Annotated in this window: 20 protein-coding genes; 11 read left to right on the top strand and 9 right to left on the bottom strand. The window is 67.0% G+C overall.

Features of this window, described 5'->3' with window-relative positions; all coding sequences use genetic code 11:
• Window positions 1–82: 82 nt before the first annotated feature.
• The 7 genes from zipA to AC5P68_RS05125 form a co-directional block, all read right to left on the bottom strand.
• Window positions 83–823: a cell division protein ZipA gene (gene zipA, locus AC5P68_RS05095; protein WP_005410225.1), complete on the bottom strand. Its 741-nt coding sequence runs from the start codon at window positions 821–823 to the stop codon at window positions 83–85.
• Window positions 824–869: 46 nt separating this feature from the next.
• On the bottom strand, window positions 870–4373 hold the full coding sequence (gene smc, locus AC5P68_RS05100; protein WP_005413908.1) for a chromosome segregation protein SMC: 3504 nt from the start codon (window positions 4371–4373) through the stop codon (window positions 870–872).
• A 258-nt stretch (window positions 4374–4631) separates the two neighbouring features.
• On the bottom strand, window positions 4632–5081 hold the full coding sequence (gene rplI / locus AC5P68_RS05105; RefSeq protein ID WP_005410227.1) for a 50S ribosomal protein L9: 450 nt from the start codon (window positions 5079–5081) through the stop codon (window positions 4632–4634).
• 104 nt (window positions 5082–5185) lie between these two features.
• Window positions 5186–5416 (bottom strand): 30S ribosomal protein S18, encoded by a 231-nt coding sequence (gene rpsR, locus AC5P68_RS05110; protein WP_002804494.1) that lies wholly within the window; start codon window positions 5414–5416, stop codon window positions 5186–5188.
• A gap of 11 nt (window positions 5417–5427) precedes the next feature.
• Window positions 5428–5865 (bottom strand): 30S ribosomal protein S6, encoded by a 438-nt coding sequence (gene rpsF / locus AC5P68_RS05115; protein WP_005410228.1) that lies wholly within the window; start codon window positions 5863–5865, stop codon window positions 5428–5430.
• A gap of 237 nt (window positions 5866–6102) precedes the next feature.
• Entirely contained in the window at window positions 6103–6645 is a 543-nt protein-coding gene (locus AC5P68_RS05120; RefSeq protein WP_049403114.1) for a CbrC family protein, read from the bottom strand.
• A gap of 66 nt (window positions 6646–6711) precedes the next feature.
• A complete protein-coding gene (locus AC5P68_RS05125) occupies window positions 6712–7050 on the bottom strand; it encodes a HesB/IscA family protein (RefSeq protein ID WP_005410230.1) in 339 nt (112 codons plus the stop codon).
• A gap of 128 nt (window positions 7051–7178) precedes the next feature.
• On the opposite strand from AC5P68_RS05125, the gene asnS reads away from it, so the two are divergent.
• From asnS to AC5P68_RS05180, 11 genes are all read left to right on the top strand, one after another.
• Window positions 7179–8573 (top strand): asparagine--tRNA ligase, encoded by a 1395-nt coding sequence (gene asnS / locus AC5P68_RS05130; protein WP_033835125.1) that lies wholly within the window; start codon window positions 7179–7181, stop codon window positions 8571–8573.
• Window positions 8574–8603: 30 nt separating this feature from the next.
• Entirely contained in the window at window positions 8604–8903 is a 300-nt protein-coding gene (locus AC5P68_RS05135) for a hypothetical protein (RefSeq protein WP_005410232.1), read from the top strand.
• A 7-nt stretch (window positions 8904–8910) separates the two neighbouring features.
• Window positions 8911–9225, top strand: a complete 315-nt coding sequence (locus tag AC5P68_RS05140; RefSeq protein ID WP_231522431.1) for a hypothetical protein — start codon at window positions 8911–8913, stop codon at window positions 9223–9225.
• 7 nt (window positions 9226–9232) lie between these two features.
• Entirely contained in the window at window positions 9233–9871 is a 639-nt protein-coding gene (locus tag AC5P68_RS05145) for an FMN-binding negative transcriptional regulator (RefSeq protein WP_033835126.1), read from the top strand.
• Window positions 9872–9945: 74 nt separating this feature from the next.
• Window positions 9946–10608, top strand: a complete 663-nt coding sequence (can, locus tag AC5P68_RS05150; protein ID WP_033835127.1) for a carbonate dehydratase — start codon at window positions 9946–9948, stop codon at window positions 10606–10608.
• Between the two features lie 20 nt (window positions 10609–10628).
• Window positions 10629–11150 (top strand): 3-hydroxyanthranilate 3,4-dioxygenase, encoded by a 522-nt coding sequence (locus tag AC5P68_RS05155; protein ID WP_005413911.1) that lies wholly within the window; start codon window positions 10629–10631, stop codon window positions 11148–11150.
• Between the two features lie 162 nt (window positions 11151–11312).
• Complete coding sequence (gene kynU, locus AC5P68_RS05160; protein ID WP_005410237.1) at window positions 11313–12587, top strand: kynureninase; 1275 nt, start codon at window positions 11313–11315, stop codon at window positions 12585–12587.
• A gap of 31 nt (window positions 12588–12618) precedes the next feature.
• Window positions 12619–13986, top strand: coding sequence for an FAD-dependent oxidoreductase (locus AC5P68_RS05165; protein WP_033835128.1), 1368 nt, complete (start codon window positions 12619–12621; stop codon window positions 13984–13986).
• On the top strand, window positions 13986–15425 hold the full coding sequence (gene sbcB, locus AC5P68_RS05170) for an exodeoxyribonuclease I (RefSeq protein WP_033835129.1): 1440 nt from the start codon (window positions 13986–13988) through the stop codon (window positions 15423–15425). The genes AC5P68_RS05165 and sbcB overlap by 1 nt, the downstream gene beginning before the upstream one ends.
• Complete coding sequence (locus tag AC5P68_RS05175) at window positions 15422–16108, top strand: DUF2461 domain-containing protein (RefSeq protein WP_005410240.1); 687 nt, start codon at window positions 15422–15424, stop codon at window positions 16106–16108. Before sbcB ends, AC5P68_RS05175 begins: the two co-directional genes overlap by 4 nt.
• A 55-nt stretch (window positions 16109–16163) precedes the next feature.
• A complete protein-coding gene (locus AC5P68_RS05180; protein ID WP_005413915.1) occupies window positions 16164–16715 on the top strand; it encodes a DUF2939 domain-containing protein in 552 nt (183 codons plus the stop codon).
• A 180-nt stretch (window positions 16716–16895) separates the two neighbouring features.
• On the opposite strand, the gene AC5P68_RS05185 is transcribed toward AC5P68_RS05180, so the two are convergent.
• A complete protein-coding gene (locus AC5P68_RS05185; protein ID WP_005410242.1) occupies window positions 16896–17840 on the bottom strand; it encodes a 5'-nucleotidase in 945 nt (314 codons plus the stop codon).
• 47 nt (window positions 17841–17887) lie between these two features.
• Window positions 17888–18661 (bottom strand): NAD kinase, encoded by a 774-nt coding sequence (locus AC5P68_RS05190; RefSeq protein WP_005410243.1) that lies wholly within the window; start codon window positions 18659–18661, stop codon window positions 17888–17890.
• Window positions 18662–18746 lie beyond the last annotated feature (85 nt).

The raw sequence follows: 18746 nt of genomic DNA on the forward strand, positions 1-18746 counted from the left end.
GGCGAACCTTGGTTCGCCCCATCCACGCATAGCGTGGATCTACTGTTGTGGGTGCCGACCGCTGGTCGGCACACCAGGGCGCTCACCAGCGCGGGGTCTTGGTCAGCGGCGGCGCCTGGTGCTGGCGATCATAGGCACGCAGTTCGTCACGGATGTGCGCGATGCGCTGCCGGCCGAGAGCGTTGCGGCTGTCGTCCAGCACCACGCCGTCGAGCAGCTCGGCCATGCGCTGCACGGTGGGCAGCATCTTCTCCCAGGCATCCAGCGCGGTCAGCGGCGCCGGCAGGGTCAGGAAGAAGGCGATGGCCGGGGTCTCCATGGCGCGGATGTTGGCCATGTCGAAGCTGCCCGGCTTCATGATGCTGGCCATCGAGAAGATCGGGCCGCGCTCGGGGTGGCCTTCCACCAGGCGGTGGAACACGTTCATGTGGCCGAACACCAGGCCGGTCTTCTCCGCCGCCACCACGATGTCTTCACCACGCAGCTGTTCGCCGGCGCGAGCGGCCACGAACAGCGACACGATCTTGTCGAAGTCCTGGGTGGCGCGCTTGCCAAGGTCGCTGGCCGCGCCGGCGTCGGTGTCGGCCAGGCCAAGCTCGGCCTGCTCGCCTTCCGAGCCCATGCCCGGCTCTACGCGGCCATCGGCCACAGTGACGCCATCATCGCCCAGCACCGGCTCGCGACGCTCGCCGCCGGTCGGTTCCGCGCTTTCCACGCGACGCCCCTGGGGCTTCTTCTTCGGACGGCCAAACAGGAAGATCGCAGCGATCAACAGCAGGCCGGCGGCCAGGATGCCGATGCGCAACAGTGCCGTGTCGGACATTCGATAGGTTCTCCGGCTAGTTCATTCAGGTAATTAGGATGGCACGTCAGGCCGCGCCCGCCAATCGTGCGGCTTCTTCCAGGTCCACGCTGACCAGGCGGCTGACACCCGGTTCGCGCATGGTCACGCCCGACAGCTGGTGCGCAGCTTCCATCGTCGCCTTGTTGTGGCTGACGAACAGGAACTGCACCTTCTCGCTCATTTCCTTGACCATGTTGGCCAGGCGACCGACGTTGGCTTCATCCAGCGGTGCGTCCACCTCGTCCAGCAGGCAGAACGGTGCCGGATTCAACTGGAAGATGGCGAACACCAGCGCAACTGCGGTCATCGCCTTTTCGCCGCCGGACAGCAGCGAGATGCTGGACACGCGCTTGCCCGGCGGGCGCGCCATGATGGTCACGCCGGTGTCGAGCAGGTCTTCACCGGTCAATTCCAGGTAGGCGTGGCCGCCACCGAACAGGCGCGGGTACAGCGCCTGCACGCCGGCGTTGACACGGTCGAAAGTGTCCTTGAAGCGGCCGCGGGTCTCGCGGTCGATCTTGCGGATGGCATCTTCCAGGGTTTCCAGCGCTGTGGTCAGGTCGGCGTGCTGCGAATCCAGGTAGTCCGAGCGCTGCGAGGCCTCGCCATACTCGTGGATGGCGGCCAGGTTGACCGGCTCCAGCCGGCGCATGCGGCCATCGATCTGGTGCACGGCCTGCTCCCAGTCGCCCAGGCGGGCGTCCTCGGGCAGTGCATTGAGCACGTCCTGCAGCACGAAACCGGCCTTTTCCACCGCCGCCTGCAGGGTATCCGCGCTGAGCACCAGCGCCTGCTGGTCAAGCTTGCGCTGCGAAATACGCTCACGCTGGGCCAATGCCTGTTCGTCGCGCTGGTGGCGAGTCTGTTCGTAGTTGCGCAGCTCGGCGTCGATGCCGTCCAGCAGCGTGCGCGCCTCGGTCAGCACGCGATCGGCCCGAACGCGCTCTTCCAGCGCATTCTGGTGCTCGGCCTGCAGCGCTTCGACCGGCGAATCACCTTCGTCCAGCTGCGAATGCAGTTCGCCCAGGCGCGAATCCAGCTGCCCGCGCTGGGTGCCCATGCGCTCCAGCGCCTGGCTCAACGAGGCCAGCTGCGCGCGCTGCGATTCCAGGGTCAGGGCCAGCGAGTGCGCTCGCTCGCGTACCGCACGGGCGGCGTCGCGAGCCAGGTCGCGCGCCTCGGTCAACTGGCGGCGCTCGCCCTCCAGCCGTTGCCGGGTCGATTCCAGGTCGCCCATGCTGCTGACCGCGTTCTCCAACCGCGAGCGCGCTTCACGCGCTTGTTCGTTGTTGGCTTCAATGGTTTCCTGCAGCTGCTTCAGCTCGCCTTCGATGCGATCGATGCGCGTGCGCGCTGCCTCCACCTTGCCCTGCTGGCCCTGCAGCTGGCCGGCCAGTTCGGACACCGCACGATGGGCCTGGTACAGCGCACGCTGCGCGTCTTCGCGCTGCTGTTCGGCAGCCTGCAGCTGCTCTCGGAAGCCGGCCAGCTGTTCTTCCAGCTCGGCCTCGCGGTCCTGCAGCTGCTCGATCTGCTCACGCAGTTCCTGGATCTCACGTTCGCGCAGCAGCGCGCCCTGCGCGGCGGCACCGGAACGCGATACGCGCAGCCAGCCCTGGCCCAGGCGCTCGCCACTCTGGGTGATGATCGAATCGCCTTCCGGAAGGCTGGCCTGCAGCGCCTTGGCCTCGGACAGATCCCTGGCACCGTGCAGGTGTGCCAGCAGGCGCCGGATCGCTGCCGGGCCACGCACGCGTGCAGCCAGCGAGGTCGGCGCGACCTTCAGGTCCGCGCCATCGTTGGCGACCAGCGCAATGTGGCCCTCGCCCAGTTCGCCCAGCGCGTCGACCAGGCTGGCCGGGTCATCGACCAGCACGCCTTCGATCAACTGGCCGAGCGCGCTTTCCACCGCGTTTTCCCAACCGGCATCGACATCCAGGCGTTCGCCGACACGCGCCGCCGAATCCAGCCCACGCGCCTTCAGCCAGGCCACGGCAGCACCCTGCTCCTGGCCCAGCGCGGCCTGCTGCAGGGTTTCCAGCGAAGCCAGGCGACCGCGCAGGCCATTGGCCTGCTTGCGTAGTTCGGCCAGCTCGTTCTGGCCATTGCGCTGCTGTTCCTGCACCGCCGCCACGCCCTGCTTGCGCAGCTCGACGTCTTCGCTCAGTTCATCCAGCGCGGTCTTCTGCGTGTCGTGCTGCAGGTGCAGCTGCTCGAAGGCTTCTTCCAGCGCGTCCACGTCCAGCCCGGCGCGCTCGGCGGCCAGGGCTTCACGACGCCGGTCGGCATCGAGGATCTGCTTGTCCAGGTAGTCCACGCGCGTGCGCTCGACGTCGCCGGCGCGCGAGGCTTCCGAACTCTGCGAGGTGTGCTGTTCCCAGCGCTGCTGCCAGCTGGCCAGCCGGTCTTCAGCCTCGCGCAGGCTTTCCTGCTTGATCTCGTTTTCTTCCTGCAGTTCTTCCAGCTGCGGGGTGGCAGCCTCTACCGCCTCCCGCAGCACCCTCAGCTTGGCCTCGTCGCCACTGATGTGCTGCCCCAGTTCGGCCAGGGCCTGCTGGGTTTCGTCGCGCGCCTTGTGCAGGCGCTGCGACAGCTCGCGCTGGTGCTGGATCTGCTGCTCCAGCCGGGCCAGCGTGCTGCCGACCTGATAGACCGCCGCCTGCGCGGTGTTGAGCGCATCGGCGGCCTCTTCGCGACGCACTCGCGAGGTTTCGATGCGGGCCTCTGCGTCGCGCTGATCGGCGATCAGCTGCTGCAGCTTGGTCTCTTCCTGCGACAGGCCTTCGCGCAGCTTCGACAGGCGCCCATCGAGGCCACGGAATTCCAGCGCCTTCCACTCGGCATCCTTGATCCGGCGCTCTTCCTGCAGGGCCTGGTACTGCTCGGCCTGCTTGGCCTGACGCTTGAGGTGTTCGAGCTGCTTGCTGATCTCGTCGCGCAGGTCACCCAGCCGGTCCAGGTTCTCACGGGTGTGGCGGATGCGGGTCTCGGTCTCCTTGCGGCGCTCCTTGTACTTGGAGATGCCGGCCGCCTCTTCCAGGTACACGCGCAGGTCTTCCGGGCGCGCCTCAATGATCTGGCTGATCATGCCCTGCTCGATGATCGAGTAGCTGCGCGGGCCCAGGCCGGTGCCGAGGAACAGATCGGTGATGTCGCGGCGACGGCACTTGGTGCCGTTGAGGTAATAGTTGCTGGTGCCGTCGCGGCTGACCGTGCGCTTGACCGAGATCTCGTTGAACGAGGCGTACTCGCCGGAAATCGTGTGGTCGGAGTTGTCGAAGATCAGCTCGACCGTGGCCTGCGACACCGGCTTGCGGGCATTGGACCCGGAGAAGATCACGTCGGTCAGCGAGTCGCCACGCAGGCGGCTGGCCGAACTCTCGCCCATGACCCAGCGCACGGCGTCGATGATGTTCGACTTGCCGCAGCCATTGGGCCCCACCACGCCGGTCATGTTGGTCGGCAGGTGCAGGGTGGTCGGATCGACGAACGACTTGAAGCCGGACAGCTTGATCGTGGAAAGACGCATAGGGGTTCCGGACTGGGGCCGGCAAGCGGCCTGCGTTTACCCTCCAAGCCATTGATCCTGCTGGGATCGATGCCCGTGGAACGGGTGTGACGCCCTGAGTATACCGATGTGGACGTGTTCTACGAATGGGCGTGGAACATTACCCACCACCACCCCGTCGGACGGACCTGGCCCGACACCGCGGAACGGCGCCAAAAACAAAACGGGCACCCTTGCGGGCGCCCGTTCTGCGGTGATGCCAGGCCTTGCGGCGTGGGATCAGGCTTCGGCGACGACGACGACCTTGACGGTGGTCTCGACGTCGGCGTGCAGGTGGACCAGCACGTCGTATTCACCGATGTTGCGGAAGGCGCCTTCGCCCAGGATGACTTCGCTCTTTTCCAGCGGCAGGCCGGCGGCGGTGAAGGCCTCGGCGATGTCGCGCGGGCCAACCGAGCCGTACAGCTTGCCTTCGGTCGAAGCGTTGGCGGCGATGGTCACGCTCGCGCCTTCCAGCTTGGCCTTGCGGCCTTCGGCGTCAGCGTGGATGGCCTGGGCCTTGGCTTCGTATTCGGCGCGCTTGGCTTCGAACTCGGCCTTGTTGCTCTCGGTGGCCGGCACGGCCTTGCCCTGCGGCACGAGGAAGTTACGGCCGTAGCCCGGCTTCACGTCGACCAGGTCGCCCAGGTTGCCGAGGTTGGTGACTTTCTGCAGGAGGATCAGCTGCATGGTATTGCTCCAGATAAGTTATTCGTTAGCGAGGCGATGCCCCGCAACAAAGGCTGTCCGAATAGCTGGCACAGCGGGGGCGGCGCCGGGCCGCCCCGCCGGCATCAGACGTCGTGGTTGTCGGTGTACGGGATCAGGGCCAGGAAGCGAGCGCGCTTGACGGCGGTCGCCAGCTGGCGCTGGTACTTCGACTTGGTGCCGGTGACGCGGCTCGGCACGATCTTGCCGTTCTCGGTCAGGTACTGGCGCAGGGTGTTGAGATCCTTGTAGTCGATCTCCTTCACACCTTCAGCAGTGAACTTGCAGAACTTGCGGCGACGGAAGAACTTGGACATGGGAAGGCTCCTTAGGCGGCGGAAGCGGCGTCGTCGCCGGCTTCGTTGTCAGCGGTGTTGTTGGACTCGCCTTCTTCGTCGTCACGACGACGGCGCTCACCGCGCTCCGGCTTGTCACCCTTCTCGTCCTTGCTCTTCATGATCAGCGACTGCTCGGTGTCAGCCTCGTCACGCTTGATGACCAGGTTGCGCAGCACGGCGTCGTTGAAGCGGAAGCTCTCGGTCAGTTCGTTCAGAACGGCCTGGTCGGCTTCGATGTTCATCAGCACGTAGTGGGCCTTCACCAGGTTCTGGATCGGGTACGCCAGCTGGCGGCGGCCCCAGTCTTCCAGACGGTGGATGGTGCCGTTGCCGTTCTCGACCAGCGACTTGTAGCGCTCGATCATGGCCGGGACCTGCTCGCTCTGGTCCGGGTGGACCATGAACACGATTTCGTAATGACGACTCATGTTTTTTTCTACCTTTCGGATGTGGCCTTGCGGCCGGACAGCCCCCCGCCGTTGATACCGCGGTGGGGCAAGGATTCCCGCCGGGGATGCAGGAAGCCGCGCATTATGGCGCAGATGGGGGTACCGGGCAACCGGCGGGTCACAGGGCAACCTGAACCGGGGGCGCAGCCCCCCCCCCCATGCCGACCCAGGCTGGCCGCTACCGGAGCCCCGTACAGTCCACGAATCCGCCTGGATTCACCCCAGGTCGACGTGAAGGCGGTGCTGGCCGCATTCCAGGCACTGGAACAGGCAGCCGACCATCATCCCGTCCCGGCTCAGGTGCGCCAGCACCCAGTCGGCGTCGCGCGGATTGACCTCCGCCACATCGGGCCGGACCTGGTCGAGGATGGGCAGCAGATCGTCGCTGCCGGCGAAACCGAGGAAGGCACAGGGCCGTTCACAATGGCTCAGCCAGACCGATTGCTGCCAGGACGGGTAGCCCGGGGTGCGCTCGCAGATCTCAAGCAGCAGCTCACGGGCGATGCTCGGCGGCGGGTCGACGGGGTCTGGCGAGACCCCTTCGATATCACTCCAGCCGGTGAATTCACCCTCGTAGCTGGCCGCCGCCCTGCCGTCGGCGATACACCAGGGGCAAAGGTAATCCGGACGCAGACGGGTGTAGAACGGCCCGCGGTAGCGCAGTGTGCGCGGCTGGCCGCAGCAGTCACAGATTCCGTCGACCTCTTCGAAGGAGAGGGCGTAGGCGTTGGGATGATAGGTAAAAGCCGGTCGTTCCATCCGCGGGGTCCCTGCCGAGCCCCGCGTGCCGACCAAGGTCGGCAGCTACCGGGACGCGCCGGGCCGTCAGGCCTTGTCGGCGTCGGTGGTGAAGCTCTCGCCGCAGCCACACTCGGCGGTGGCATTGGGGTTGCTGAACGTGAAGGTCTCGCTCAGGCCGTGCTTGCCGAAGTCGATCACGGTGCCGTCCACCAGCGCCAGGCTCTTGGCGTCGACATAGATCTTCACGCCGTCCTGCTCGAACACGGTATCGCCCTCGCGCTCGTCGCGTGCCAGGTCGGTGATGTGGCCCCAGCCGGAGCAACCGGTCTTGGTCACGCCGAAACGCAGGCCCAGCGCACCGGGGGTCTGGGCGACAAAGCGCTGCACGCGCTCGAAGGCAATGGGGGTCAGGCTGACGGCCATGGGGCTACTCCAGAGGTACGGGGACATTATAAGGAGCCGTTGCCGCGAAAAATGCCTCGCAAGCAGAACGCTGCAACCGGTAAACTCCCGTGTTCACAGATCGAGTCGATCAGCAGAGGATTCAAGTCATGACGGTGGTCAGCGTTGAACATGCGCTTGCCGGGAAGATCCCGGAAGGCGGCGAAGTCACGGTACGCGGATGGGTGCGCACGGTGCGCGGTTCAGCGAATCTGGCCTTCGTGAATGTGAGCGACGGCTCCTGCTTCGCCCCGATCCAGGTCGTGGCCGGCGACAGCCTGGCCAACTTCGACGAGATCAAGCGCCTGACCAGCGGCTGCTCGGTCATCGCCACCGGCACCCTGGTGAAGTCGCAGGGCAAGGGCCAGTCGTTCGAGATCCAGGCCAGTGCAGTGGAAGTGGTCGGCTGGGTCGAAGACCCGCTCACCTACCCGATCCAGCCCAAGCCGATGTCGCCGGAGTTCCTGCGCGAAGTGGCGCACCTGCGCCCGCGCACCAACCTGTTCGGCGCGGTCACCCGCATCCGCAACTGCCTGGCCCAGGCCGTGCACCGTTTCTTCCACGAGAACGGCTTCAACTGGATCAGCACCCCGATCATCACCACCTCCGACGCCGAAGGCGCCGGCCAGATGTTCCGCGTGTCCACCCTGGACATGGTGAACCTGCCGCGCGATGAGAAGGGCGCGATCGATTTCAGCCGCGACTTCTTCGGCAAGGAAACCTTCCTGACCGTGTCCGGCCAGCTGAACGTCGAGGCCTACTGCCTGGCGCTGAGCAAGGTCTACACCTTCGGCCCGACCTTCCGCGCCGAGAACAGCCACACCACTCGCCACCTGGCGGAGTTCTGGATGATCGAGCCGGAAATCGCCTTCGCCGACCTGGCCGAAGACGCACGCCTGGCCGAAGAGTTCCTGAAGTACCTGTTCCGTGCGGTGCTGAACGAGCGCAGCGACGACCTGGCCTTCATCGCCGAGCGCGTGGACAAGAACGCGATCACCAAGCTGGAAGACTTCATCAACGCACCGTTCGAGAGCATCGACTACACCGACGCGGTCAGCCTGCTGCAGAAGTCCGGCAGGAAGTTCGACTTCCCGGTCGAATGGGGCCTGGACCTGCAGACCGAGCACGAGCGCTGGCTGACCGAGGAACACGTCGGCCGCCCGGTGGTGGTGACCAACTATCCGGAGCACATCAAGGCCTTCTATATGCGCCTGAACGACGACGGCAAGACCGTTGCCGCGATGGACGTGCTGGCCCCGGGCATCGGCGAGATCATCGGCGGCAGCCAGCGCGAAGAGCGCCTGGACGTGCTGGACGCGCGCATGGCCCAGTTCGGCCTGGATCGCGAACACTACAGCTGGTACCGCGATTTCCGCCGCTATGGCTCGGTGCCGCACGCCGGCTTCGGCCTGGGCTTCGAGCGCCTGGTGGTGTACGTCTGCGGGCTGTCCAACATCCGCGATGCGATCCCCTACCCGCGCGCCCCGGGCAGCGCGGACTTCTAAGCCCCATACGACCACGGAGGTACTGCCCCCATGACCCTGTTCTTCGCCCTCTGTTTCGTCGGCGTTGCAGTGGCCGGGTTCAGTGCCTTCGTGATCTTCTGGCCGCTGACCCTGGTGCACGTGCGCGACCGCCATCCGGCGCTCGCCGCGCGCTTCGGCAGCGGCGCCTTCCTCAAGCCCGATGCCCTGGCCTGGCTGCTGCGCCGCGACTATCGGCAGCAACCGGACCGCTCGCTGTCCGGGCTGGCGACACCGGCCTGGGTATCGCTGCTGACCCTGCTGGCCGGACTGGGCATGGCCGCCCTGCTCTGGCTGGCCTCGCTCTGGTAACACACCCATGAATGACATCACCGCCTCGCGCGACAGCTGGTGGCTGGCCAGCCTCGGCAACACCCTGATCTGGGCGCGCCTGCGCGTTCGCCCGGCCGGCACCGCCGAAGTGCTCGACAGCGATGGCAACACGCTGAGCTACGACAGCGAAGACACCGCCCGTTCGCAGTTGTTCGACGCCGAGTTCGTCGAGTACGACGGCCTGGACGAGGAGGACGCACTGGTGCGCGGCTTCAGCCTGCACGAAGTGCAGCCGCCGCAGGCCGACAGCGACGAGGGTCTGGGTGGCCGCATGATCCAGTCGCTGGGCGGGCGCGCCTGACCCCTGCATGTTCACCCCGCGCGCCTTCGCCGAGACCGACCTGCTCTGGCTGGACCGCCTGCTGGCGCGCGACCCGTTCGTCACCGTGCTTACCCCCGGCAGCGATGGCCTGCCGGAGCTGACCCGGATGCCGGTGCTGTACCGGCGTGACGGCGACCAGATCGAACTGCGCGGCCACTGGGCCCGCGCCAATCCGCAGTCGCGCCACAGCGGCGCAGCCAAGGTACTGGTCGATGGCCCACACGGCTACGTCTCGGCCAGCTGGTATCCGGACAAGGAACCCGCTGCGCGGGTACCCACCTGGAACTACGCCGCTGCCGAGCTGCGTGGCCAGCTGCAGACCTTCGACGACGCTGATGCGCTGGCCGAACTGGTCGGCGCGATCAGCGACCGCTTCGAAGCCAGCGTCGGCCAGGCCTGGCAGTTCGATGCCGCGCGCGCCGAACACGGCCCGGAGCTGCGCGCCATCGTCGGCTTCCGCTTCCAGGTGGAACACGTGCAGCTGAAGCTGAAACTCAGCCAGAACCATCCCGACGCCAACCAGCAGGCCGTGATCGCCGCACTGGACGCGCTCGCCTCCCCGTCCTCCCATGAGCTGGCGCAGTGGATGCGCTGGCACCGTGAACAGTCCGCCTCCAGCGGCTGATCACCCCAGCTTCCCGCGACGGCGCGACCAGAACGGCCGCGCCTTGCCCCCACCCGACGCCAGGGATACCGCACATGAAAGACATCCACCGCCTGCTGCAGAACAATCGCGACTGGGCCGACCGCATCGCCAAGGAAGACCCTGGGTTCTTCCAGCAGCTGTCCAAGCAGCAGCATCCGGAATACCTGTGGATCGGCTGCTCCGACTCGCGGGTGCCGGCCAACCAGATCATCGGCATGGCCCCGGGTGAAGTGTTCGTGCACCGCAACGTCGCCAACGTGGTCGCGCACACCGACCTGAACTGCCTGAGCGTGGTGCAGTACGCGGTGGACCAGTTGAAGGTGAAGCACATCCTGATCGTCGGCCACTACGGCTGCGGCGGCGTGCACGCCTGCCTGCACAATACCCGCGTCGGCCTGGCCGACAACTGGCTGCGCCATGTCGGCGACGTGGTGCAGAAGCACCAGGGCATCCTCGATGCGATCGAGGATGACGAGCTGAAGCATGCCCGCCTGTGCGAACTGAACGTGATCGAGCAGGTCGCCAACCTGTGCCGTTCGACCATCGTCGAGGACGCCTGGGCGCGCGGGCAGAAGCTGATGGTGCACGGCTGGGTCTACAGCCTGAAGAACGGCCGGGTCAGCGAAATGGGCATCGATGTCGGTGGACCAGAGGAGCTGAAGCCGGCCTATGAAAAGGCACTGTCCTACGTGCCCCGCCAGGGCCGGCGCGACTGACCTCACTACGGACCACGACCATGCTCGCCTCGCCGATCAACCTGCACGCCTGGATCGAAGAAAACCGCCACCTGCTGAAGCCGCCGGTGGGCAACAAGATGATCGACAACGGCGACTTCATCGTGATGGTCGTGGGCGGGCCGAATTCGCGCACCGACTATCACTACGACGAAGGCCCGGAGTGGTTCTACCAGCTCGAGGGCGAGATGGTGCTGAAGGTGCAGGAGGACGGCGCGGTGCGCGACATTCCGATCCGCGCCGGCGAGATCTTCCTGTTGCCGGCCAGGGTGCCGCACTCGCCGCGGCGCCCGCCCGGCGGCATCGGCCTGGTGGTCGAGCGCAAGCGCCTGCCGCACGAGAAGGACGGCGTGATCTGGCATTGCGAACGCTGCAACCACAAGCTGCACGAAGAGTTCTTCCCGCTGCAGAACATCGAGACCGACCTGCCCAAGGTGTTCGCGCGCTATCACGCCAGCCTGGAGCTGCGTACCTGCAGCCAGTGCGGGCACGTGGATCCGCTGCCGGTGCCGGCGGCGGGCTGACGCCCACACCGGTAGGCGCCCACTTTGGTGGGCGCATGGATCCACGCGCGCCAACCAAGGTGGGCCACTACCAGAAAACGCGGCGCTCGAAGCGTGGCCGCGTCTACCGGTCCATGCCCCAGGCGCTACACTGGCGGTCCCGTTGCAGCCTGTTGCCCGACCATGTCCGACCTGCTCAGCCGCACCCACGCCATTGCCCTGGACGCCGCCGATCCGCTGCGCCCGCTGCGTAACGAATTCCTGATTCCGCGCCATGGCGGTGGCGAGCAGACCTACTTCGTCGGCAACTCGCTGGGCCTGCAGCCGCGTGGCGCCCAGGCCGCGGTGCAGGAAGTGATGAAGCAATGGGGCGAGCTGGCGGTGGAAGGCCATTTCACCGGCCCGACGCAGTGGCTGTCCTACCACCGTCTGGTGAGCGCGCAGCTGGCCCGCGTGGTCGGTGCACTGCCCAGCGAAGTGGTGGCGATGAACACGCTGAGCGTGAACCTGCACCTGATGATGGTCAGCTTCTACCGACCGACCGCGCAGCGCCCGGTGATCCTGATGGAAGCCGGTGCGTTCCCGACCGACCGACACGCGGTCGAAGCGCAGATCCGTTTCCACGGGTTCGACCCGGCCGAGTGCCTGGTGGAAGTGCAACCGGACGAAGCCAACGGAACGATCTCGCTCACCGCGATCGAGCGCGCCATCGCCGAACACGGTCCGCGCCTTGCACTGGTGCTGTGGCCCGGCGTGCAGTACCGAACCGGCCAGGCCTTCGACCTCGATGCAATCACCCGTGCTGCCCGCCTGCAGGGCGCGCGCATCGGCTTCGACCTGGCGCACTCGGTCGGCAACCTGCCGCTGCGCCTGCATGACGTCGCACCCGATTTCGCCGTGTGGTGCCACTACAAATACCTCAACAGCGGCCCGGGTGCGGTGGCCGGCGCGTTCGTGCACGAGCGCCATCACCGCGACACCACGCTGCCGCGCTTTGCCGGCTGGTGGGGCCATGAGGAAGCCACCCGCTTCCAGATGGCACCGCAGTTCACCCCCGCCATCGGTGCCGAAGGCTGGCAGCTCAGCAATCCGCCGATCCTCGGCCTGGCGCCGCTGCGCGCGTCGCTGGACCTGTTCGAGCGCGCCGGCATGGAGGCACTGCGCAACAAGTCGCTGGCGTTGACCGGCATGCTCGAAGCGCTTGTACGTGCACGCCTGTCCGGCGTGCTCGACATCATCACCCCGGCCGAGCCACAGCGCCGTGGCTGCCAGCTGTCATTGCGCGTGATCGGTGGGCGCGAGCGCGGCCGTGCGCTGTTCGAGCACCTGCGCGGCATCGGCGTGCTCGGCGACTGGCGCGAGCCGGACGTGATCCGCATCTCGCCCACCCCGCTCTACAACCGCTATCTGGACGTGCACCACTTCGTCGAGGAAGTGGAAGCCTGGGCTGGCCTCTGAGCCGGTCCCTCCCCTACTGCTGGACAGTTCGTTGATCGCACATGCTTCCCGCTCGTTGAGCATTATCGGTGCCGGCCTCGCCGGGTCGCTGCTGGCCATCCTGCTGTCACGCCAGGGCTGGCGCATCACCCTGTACGAACGCCGTGGCGATCCACGCGTGGCCGACTACGAGAGCGGCCGCTCGATCAACCTGGCGCTGGCCGAGCGTGGGCGCAATGCGCTGCGCCAGGCCGGTGTGGAAGACGAGGTCATGGCGCGCGCGGTGATGATGCGCGGACGCATGGTGCATCCGCGCGAAGGCGAACCGCAGCTGCAGCGCTATGGCCGCGACGACAGCGAAGTGATCTGGTCGATCCATCGCAGCGACCTCAACACCACGCTGCTGGAACTGGCCGAACAGGCTGGCGCGACCGTACACTTCCACCGCCGCCTGCACACCGTCGATTTCGATGCCGGCTACGCACGCTTCATCGACGACCGCGACGACAGCCCGCATGACATCCGATTCGACACCCTGATCGGTGCCGATGGTGCAGGCTCGGCCCTGCGCGCGGCGATGAACCGGCGGGCGCCGCTGGGCGAGGAAATCGCGTTCCTCGATCACTCCTACAAGGAGCTGGAAATTCCGCCGGCCGACGATGGCAGCTTCCGCATCGAGCGCAACGCGCTGCATATCTGGCCGCGCGGCCATTACATGTGCATCGCCCTGCCCAATCACGAAGGCACCTTCACCGTCACTTTGTTCCTGCCCAACCAGGGCGATCCCAGCTTCGCCACGATCAATACCGGCGCGCAGGCCGAGGCGCTGTTCGCGCGCGAGTTCGCCGACACCCTGCCGCTGATCCCGAACCTGCGCGCAGACTGGGAACAGCACCCGCCGGGCCTGCTTGGCACGCTGACGCTCGATCGCTGGCACCAGCAGGGCCGTGCCGTGCTGATCGGCGACGCCGCGCATGCGATGGTGCCGTTCCACGGCCAGGGCATGAACTGCGCGTTCGAGGACTGCGTTGCGCTGGCCCGCCACCTGATGGAGGCCGATGATCTGGAAGGTGCGTTCGCCGCGTTCGAAGCCGAGCGCAAGCCGAATGCACGTGCCATCCAGCAGATGGCGCTGGAGAACTACCTGGAAATGCGCGACCGCGTCGCCGACCCTGCATTCCTGCTGCAGCGCGAACTGGAACAGGAACTGCAGCGGCGCTGGCCGACCCGCTTCGTGCCGCACTACACCATGGTCACCTTCCTGCACACGCCGTACGCCGAGGCGCTGCGCCGCACCGAACTGCAACGCGACATGCTGGTGGCCGCCACCACCGGCCATGATTCACTGGACAACATCGACTGGGCCGCGCTGGAAGCGCAGATTCATGCGCAGCTGCCGGTCCTGGAGGGCGCGCACTGATGGCTGACAGCTTCCTGTTCTACGATCTGGAAACCTTCGGCCAGGACCCGCGGCGCACGCGCATCTCGCAGTTCGCCGCCATCCGCACCGACGCCGATCTCAACGAAATCGACACCCCGGTCAGCTTCTTCGTGCGCCCGGCCGATGACCTGCTGCCCTCGCCGATGGCCACCCTGGTTACCGGCATCACCCCGCAGCAGGCACTGGCCGAGGGCATCAGCGAGGCCGAGGCCTTCGACCGCATCAACGAGCAGCTGTCGCGCCCGGGCACCTGCGCGCTGGGCTACAACACGCTGCGCTTCGACGATGAGTTCGTCCGCTACGGGCTGTTCCGCAACTTCCACGACCCGTACGAACGCGAGTGGCGCAACGGCAATTCGCGCTGGGACCTGCTGGACATGCTGCGGCTGATGCGCGCGATGCGCCCGGACGGCATCCGGTGGCCGCTGCGCGAGGATGGCGCCACCTCGTTCAAGCTTGAGCACCTGGCCGAGGCCAACCACGTGCGCGAAGGCGATGCACACGAAGCACTGTCCGACGTCCGCGCCACCATCGGCATGGCGCGGCTGTTCAAGCAGTCGCAACCACGCCTGTGGGAATACGCCCTGAAGCTGCGCGACAAGCGCTTCGTCGGCGGCCTGCTGGACGTGGCCGCGATGAAGCCGGTGCTGCACATTTCCATGCGCTACCCGGCCAGCCGCCTTTGCGCGGCACCGGTGCTGCCGTTGGCCGTGCACCCGACCATCAACAACCGGGTGATCGTGTTCGACCTGGAAGGCGAGATCGACGACCTGCTGGAACTGCCGGCCGAGGTGATCGCACAGCGCCTGTACATGCGCGCCAGCGAGCTGCCCGAAGGCGCAGCACGGGTACCGCTGAAGGAAGTGCATCTGAACAAGGTGCCGGCGCTGATCGCCTGGAACCACCTGCGCGCCGATGACCACGCGCGCCTCGGCCTGGATGTGGCTGCGATCGAAGCCAAGGTGGAGCGCCTGCGCGCGTTCGCCCCGCAGCTGGCCGAGAAGGCCCGGCAGGTCTACAACCAGCCCCGCACCGCCACCGTGGCTGACGTCGATGCCTCGCTGTACGACGGCTTCCTCGGCAACGGTGACAAGCCGCTGCTTGCGCTTGCACGCACCACTGCGCCCGAGCAGCTGGCCGCGCTGGAAGGTCGCTTCCGCGACCCGCGCCTGCCGGAGCTGCTGTTCCGCTACCGTGCGCGCAATCATCCCGACAGCCTCGCGCCGCCTGAACGCCAGCGCTGGCAGGATTACCGCCGCCAGCGCCTGCTCGGAGACGGCGGCCTGGGCGAACTCAACCTGCCCCAGTACCAGCAGCAGCTGGATGCACTGGCCGCCGAAGCGCCCGATGACACCCGGCGCCAGGCCCTGCTGCAATCGCTGCGCGACTGGGGCCAGCACCTGCAGGAGACGCTGTGAGCACTTATTTCTCGGACGCCAGCTTCAAGTTCCTGCGCAGCCTTGCGCGGCACAACGACAAGGCCTGGTTCAACGATCACCGCCAGCAGTACGAAGACCACGTGCGGCAGCCGTTCCTGCGCCTGCTGGGCGACCTGCAGCCGGCGCTGGCCGAGGTCAGCGAGCACTTCCGCGCCGATACCCGTGGCGTCGGTGGCTCGCTGTTCCGCATCCATCGTGACGCGCGTTTTTCCAACGACAAGTCGCCGTACAAGACCTGGCAGGGTGCACGCCTGTTCCATGAGCGCCGCCGCGAAGTGGCCGCGCCCTCGTTCTACGTGCACCTGCAGCCGGGCGAGAGCTTCGTCGGCGCTGGCCTGTGGCATCCGGAACCGGAAACCCAGCGCCGCGTACGCCACTTCATCCTCGACAATCCGGGCAGCTGGAAGGCCGCCGCGCATGCACCGGCCCTGCGCAAACGCTTCGATTTCGAGGAGAGCGAAAAGCTGGTGCGGCCCCCGCGTGGCTTCCCGGCCGACTTCGAGTTCATCGACGACCTCAAGCACCGCAACTGGGTGATGTGGCGCTCGCTGGACGATGCCACCATGACCGGCCCGCGCCTGCTGTCCACGCTGGGCAAGGACCTGGCTGGGCTCGGCCCGTTCGTTGACTACCTGTGCGCGGCGCTGGACCTGGAGTTCTGAGCCGCATCACCTGCCGTTCACCACTGGCTGCCTCACTTGCGGCAGTCTGGACAGCATGAAGAAGCTCACTGCACTGGCTGTGCTGCTGGTCCTGGCCTTGGCTGCGTGGTGGTTCGGCGGCCCGTACATGGCCGTGCACGGCCTGTCCAGGGCCATCGAAGAACGCGACACGGCGCGACTGGAACGCTATGTCGATTTCCCTCGCGTGCGCAGCAGCCTGCGCGCCCAGCTCAACGACTATCTGGTACGCCAGGCCGGCCCGGATGTAGCGGCCAGCCCGTTCGGCGCCCTGCTCTACGGCCTCGGCGACCAGCTCGGCGGTGCAGCGGTGGAAACCATGGTGACCCCGACCGGGATCGGCGCAATGCTGCAGGGCCACGTGCTGTGGAAGCGCGGCCGCAATGAACTGCAGGGCGGTGATGCCTTCGGCGCGACCGAGCCGGCACGGCCATTGAAGAACGCCGAGCATCACTTCGAAGCGCTGGACCGCTTCGTGATCGACGTCGATCGCGGCCCCGACCAGCCGCCGATGAAAGTGGTGCTGGAACCGCAGGGCCTGCGCTGGAAGGTGGTGGATCTGCAGTTGGGGATGTCCGGCAGCCCGTGACGGGTCATGCCCTTCGACGGCGCTGCTTTCGGTAGGTGCCCGCCTTGGTGGGCATGGGTCCAGGACGGCGCCAACCAAGGTTGGCGACTACCGCGGTACAGCGCTCTGGTAGATGCCCACCTTGGTGGGCGCCGATGCATGGCAGTGCCAACCAACGGTTGGCACCTACCCGGCATGGTTTCACCCCTCGTTGGCGACACCGTGCGGTACGTGGCCGGCGGCCACGTGTTCGCGCGCACTGTCGATGTTGTGCTGCGAGTCATCGAAGAAGATGTCGGCACCGAACGCCTGCAGGAACGGCCCCTTGTGGCGGCCGCCGAGGAACAGCGCTTCGTCCAGGCGCACTCCCCACTCGCGCAGGGTGCGGATTACGCGCTCATGCGCCGGTGCCGAGCGTGCGGTCACCAGCGCAGTGCGGATCGGCGCGCTCTCGCCGGCCGGGAACACTTCCTGCAGCGTATGCAGGGCCGACAGGAAACCGCGGAATGGGCCGCCGCTGAGGGGTTCGCGGGCCCGTTCACGCTCGTGCCGGCCAAACGCCTCCACGCCCTGCTCGCGTGAGATGCGCTCGCTCTCGTCACCGAAGATCACTGCGTCACCGTCGAAGGCGATGCGCAACTGGCCGGCCGGGCGCCCGGTATCGATCTGGTCGGCCGCCGCGGCGGCGGTTTCGCCGGGCGGCTTGGGCAGGATGGTCGCTGCGGCGATGCCGTGGCGCAGCGCGCTGCGCACCGATTCCGGGTTGGCCGACAGGAACAGGTCGGTGCCGAACGGCTTCACGTACGGCCAGGTCGGCTCGCCGGCGGTGAACGTTGCGCGGATGATGCCCAGGCCGTAGTGCTGGATCGAATTGAAGATGCGCAGGCCGGTATCGGCCGAGTTGCGCGACAGCAGGATCACCTCGACGCGAGGATTCTCCGGGCTGGCGCCCTGGTTCAAAGCCAGCAGCTTGCGTACCACCGGAAACGCCACGCCGGGGCCGAGGATATCGTCCTCGTGCTGGCGCTGGAATTCGGCATAGGCCGCCACGCCATCGCTCTCGAACAGCGCGTGGCTTTCCTCGAGGTCGAACAGCGCGCGCGAGGTCACCGCGACGGTCAGCAAACGGGGGGAGTTGTCGCCCATCGGTGGGGGTCCTTCAAGCGGTCGGCACGGCCGGCTGCCCATTGTCCTCAAAAAACGAACTGTTCGCTCAGGATCCGGTCTTCCAGGTTGTGCTCCGGGTCGAACAGCAGGGTCACGCGGCGGTCCTTCGACTCACGGATGGTCACCTCGACCACGTCGCGGGTCTCGTGCGAATCGGCAGTCACGCTGACCGGGCGCTTGTACGGATCGAGCACGCGGAAGCGCACTTCGGTATCGGCCTTCAGGATCGCGCCGCGCCAGCGCCGCGGCCGGTACGGGGCCAACGGCGTCAGCGCGATGGTGTGCGAGCCCAGCGGCAGCACCGGACCATGCGCGGAATAGTTGTAGGCGGTGCTGCCGGCCGGGGTGGCCACCAGCACGCCGTCGCCGATCAGTTCGGCCACACGCTCCTGGCCGTTCAGATCGATACCGATATGCGCGGCCTGCCGGGTCTGGCGCAGCAGCGAAACATCGTTGTAGGCCAGCGAACCGGTACTGGTGCCGGACTCGGTCAGCGCCACCATTTCCAGCGGGCGCAGGTTGGCCGGTTCTGCGCGTGCGATGCGGGCCTGCACGTCGTCGTCTCCACGGTACTGGTTCATCAGGAAGCCGACCGTGCCCAGCTTCATGCCGAACACCGGCTTGCCCAGGTGCCCATGCCGATGCAGGGTCTGCAGCATGAAGCCGTCGCCCCCCAGCGGGCACAGCACGTCGGCCTGCTCCGGCGCGTGATCGCCATAACGCGAGATCATCGCCGCGCGGGCCATCTGCGCGGGCTCGGCGGTGCTGGCCAGGAAAGCGATGCGGGGGGTGTCGCTCATCGGTGGATCCGGGTGGGTGTGCCTGCAAGAGCATACCCGGTAGTGCCGGCCGCTGGCCGGCAGCTGCACCCGGTTGCGGTTCATG

Source organism: Stenotrophomonas sp. YJH_SMC_58 (assembly GCF_059369635.1).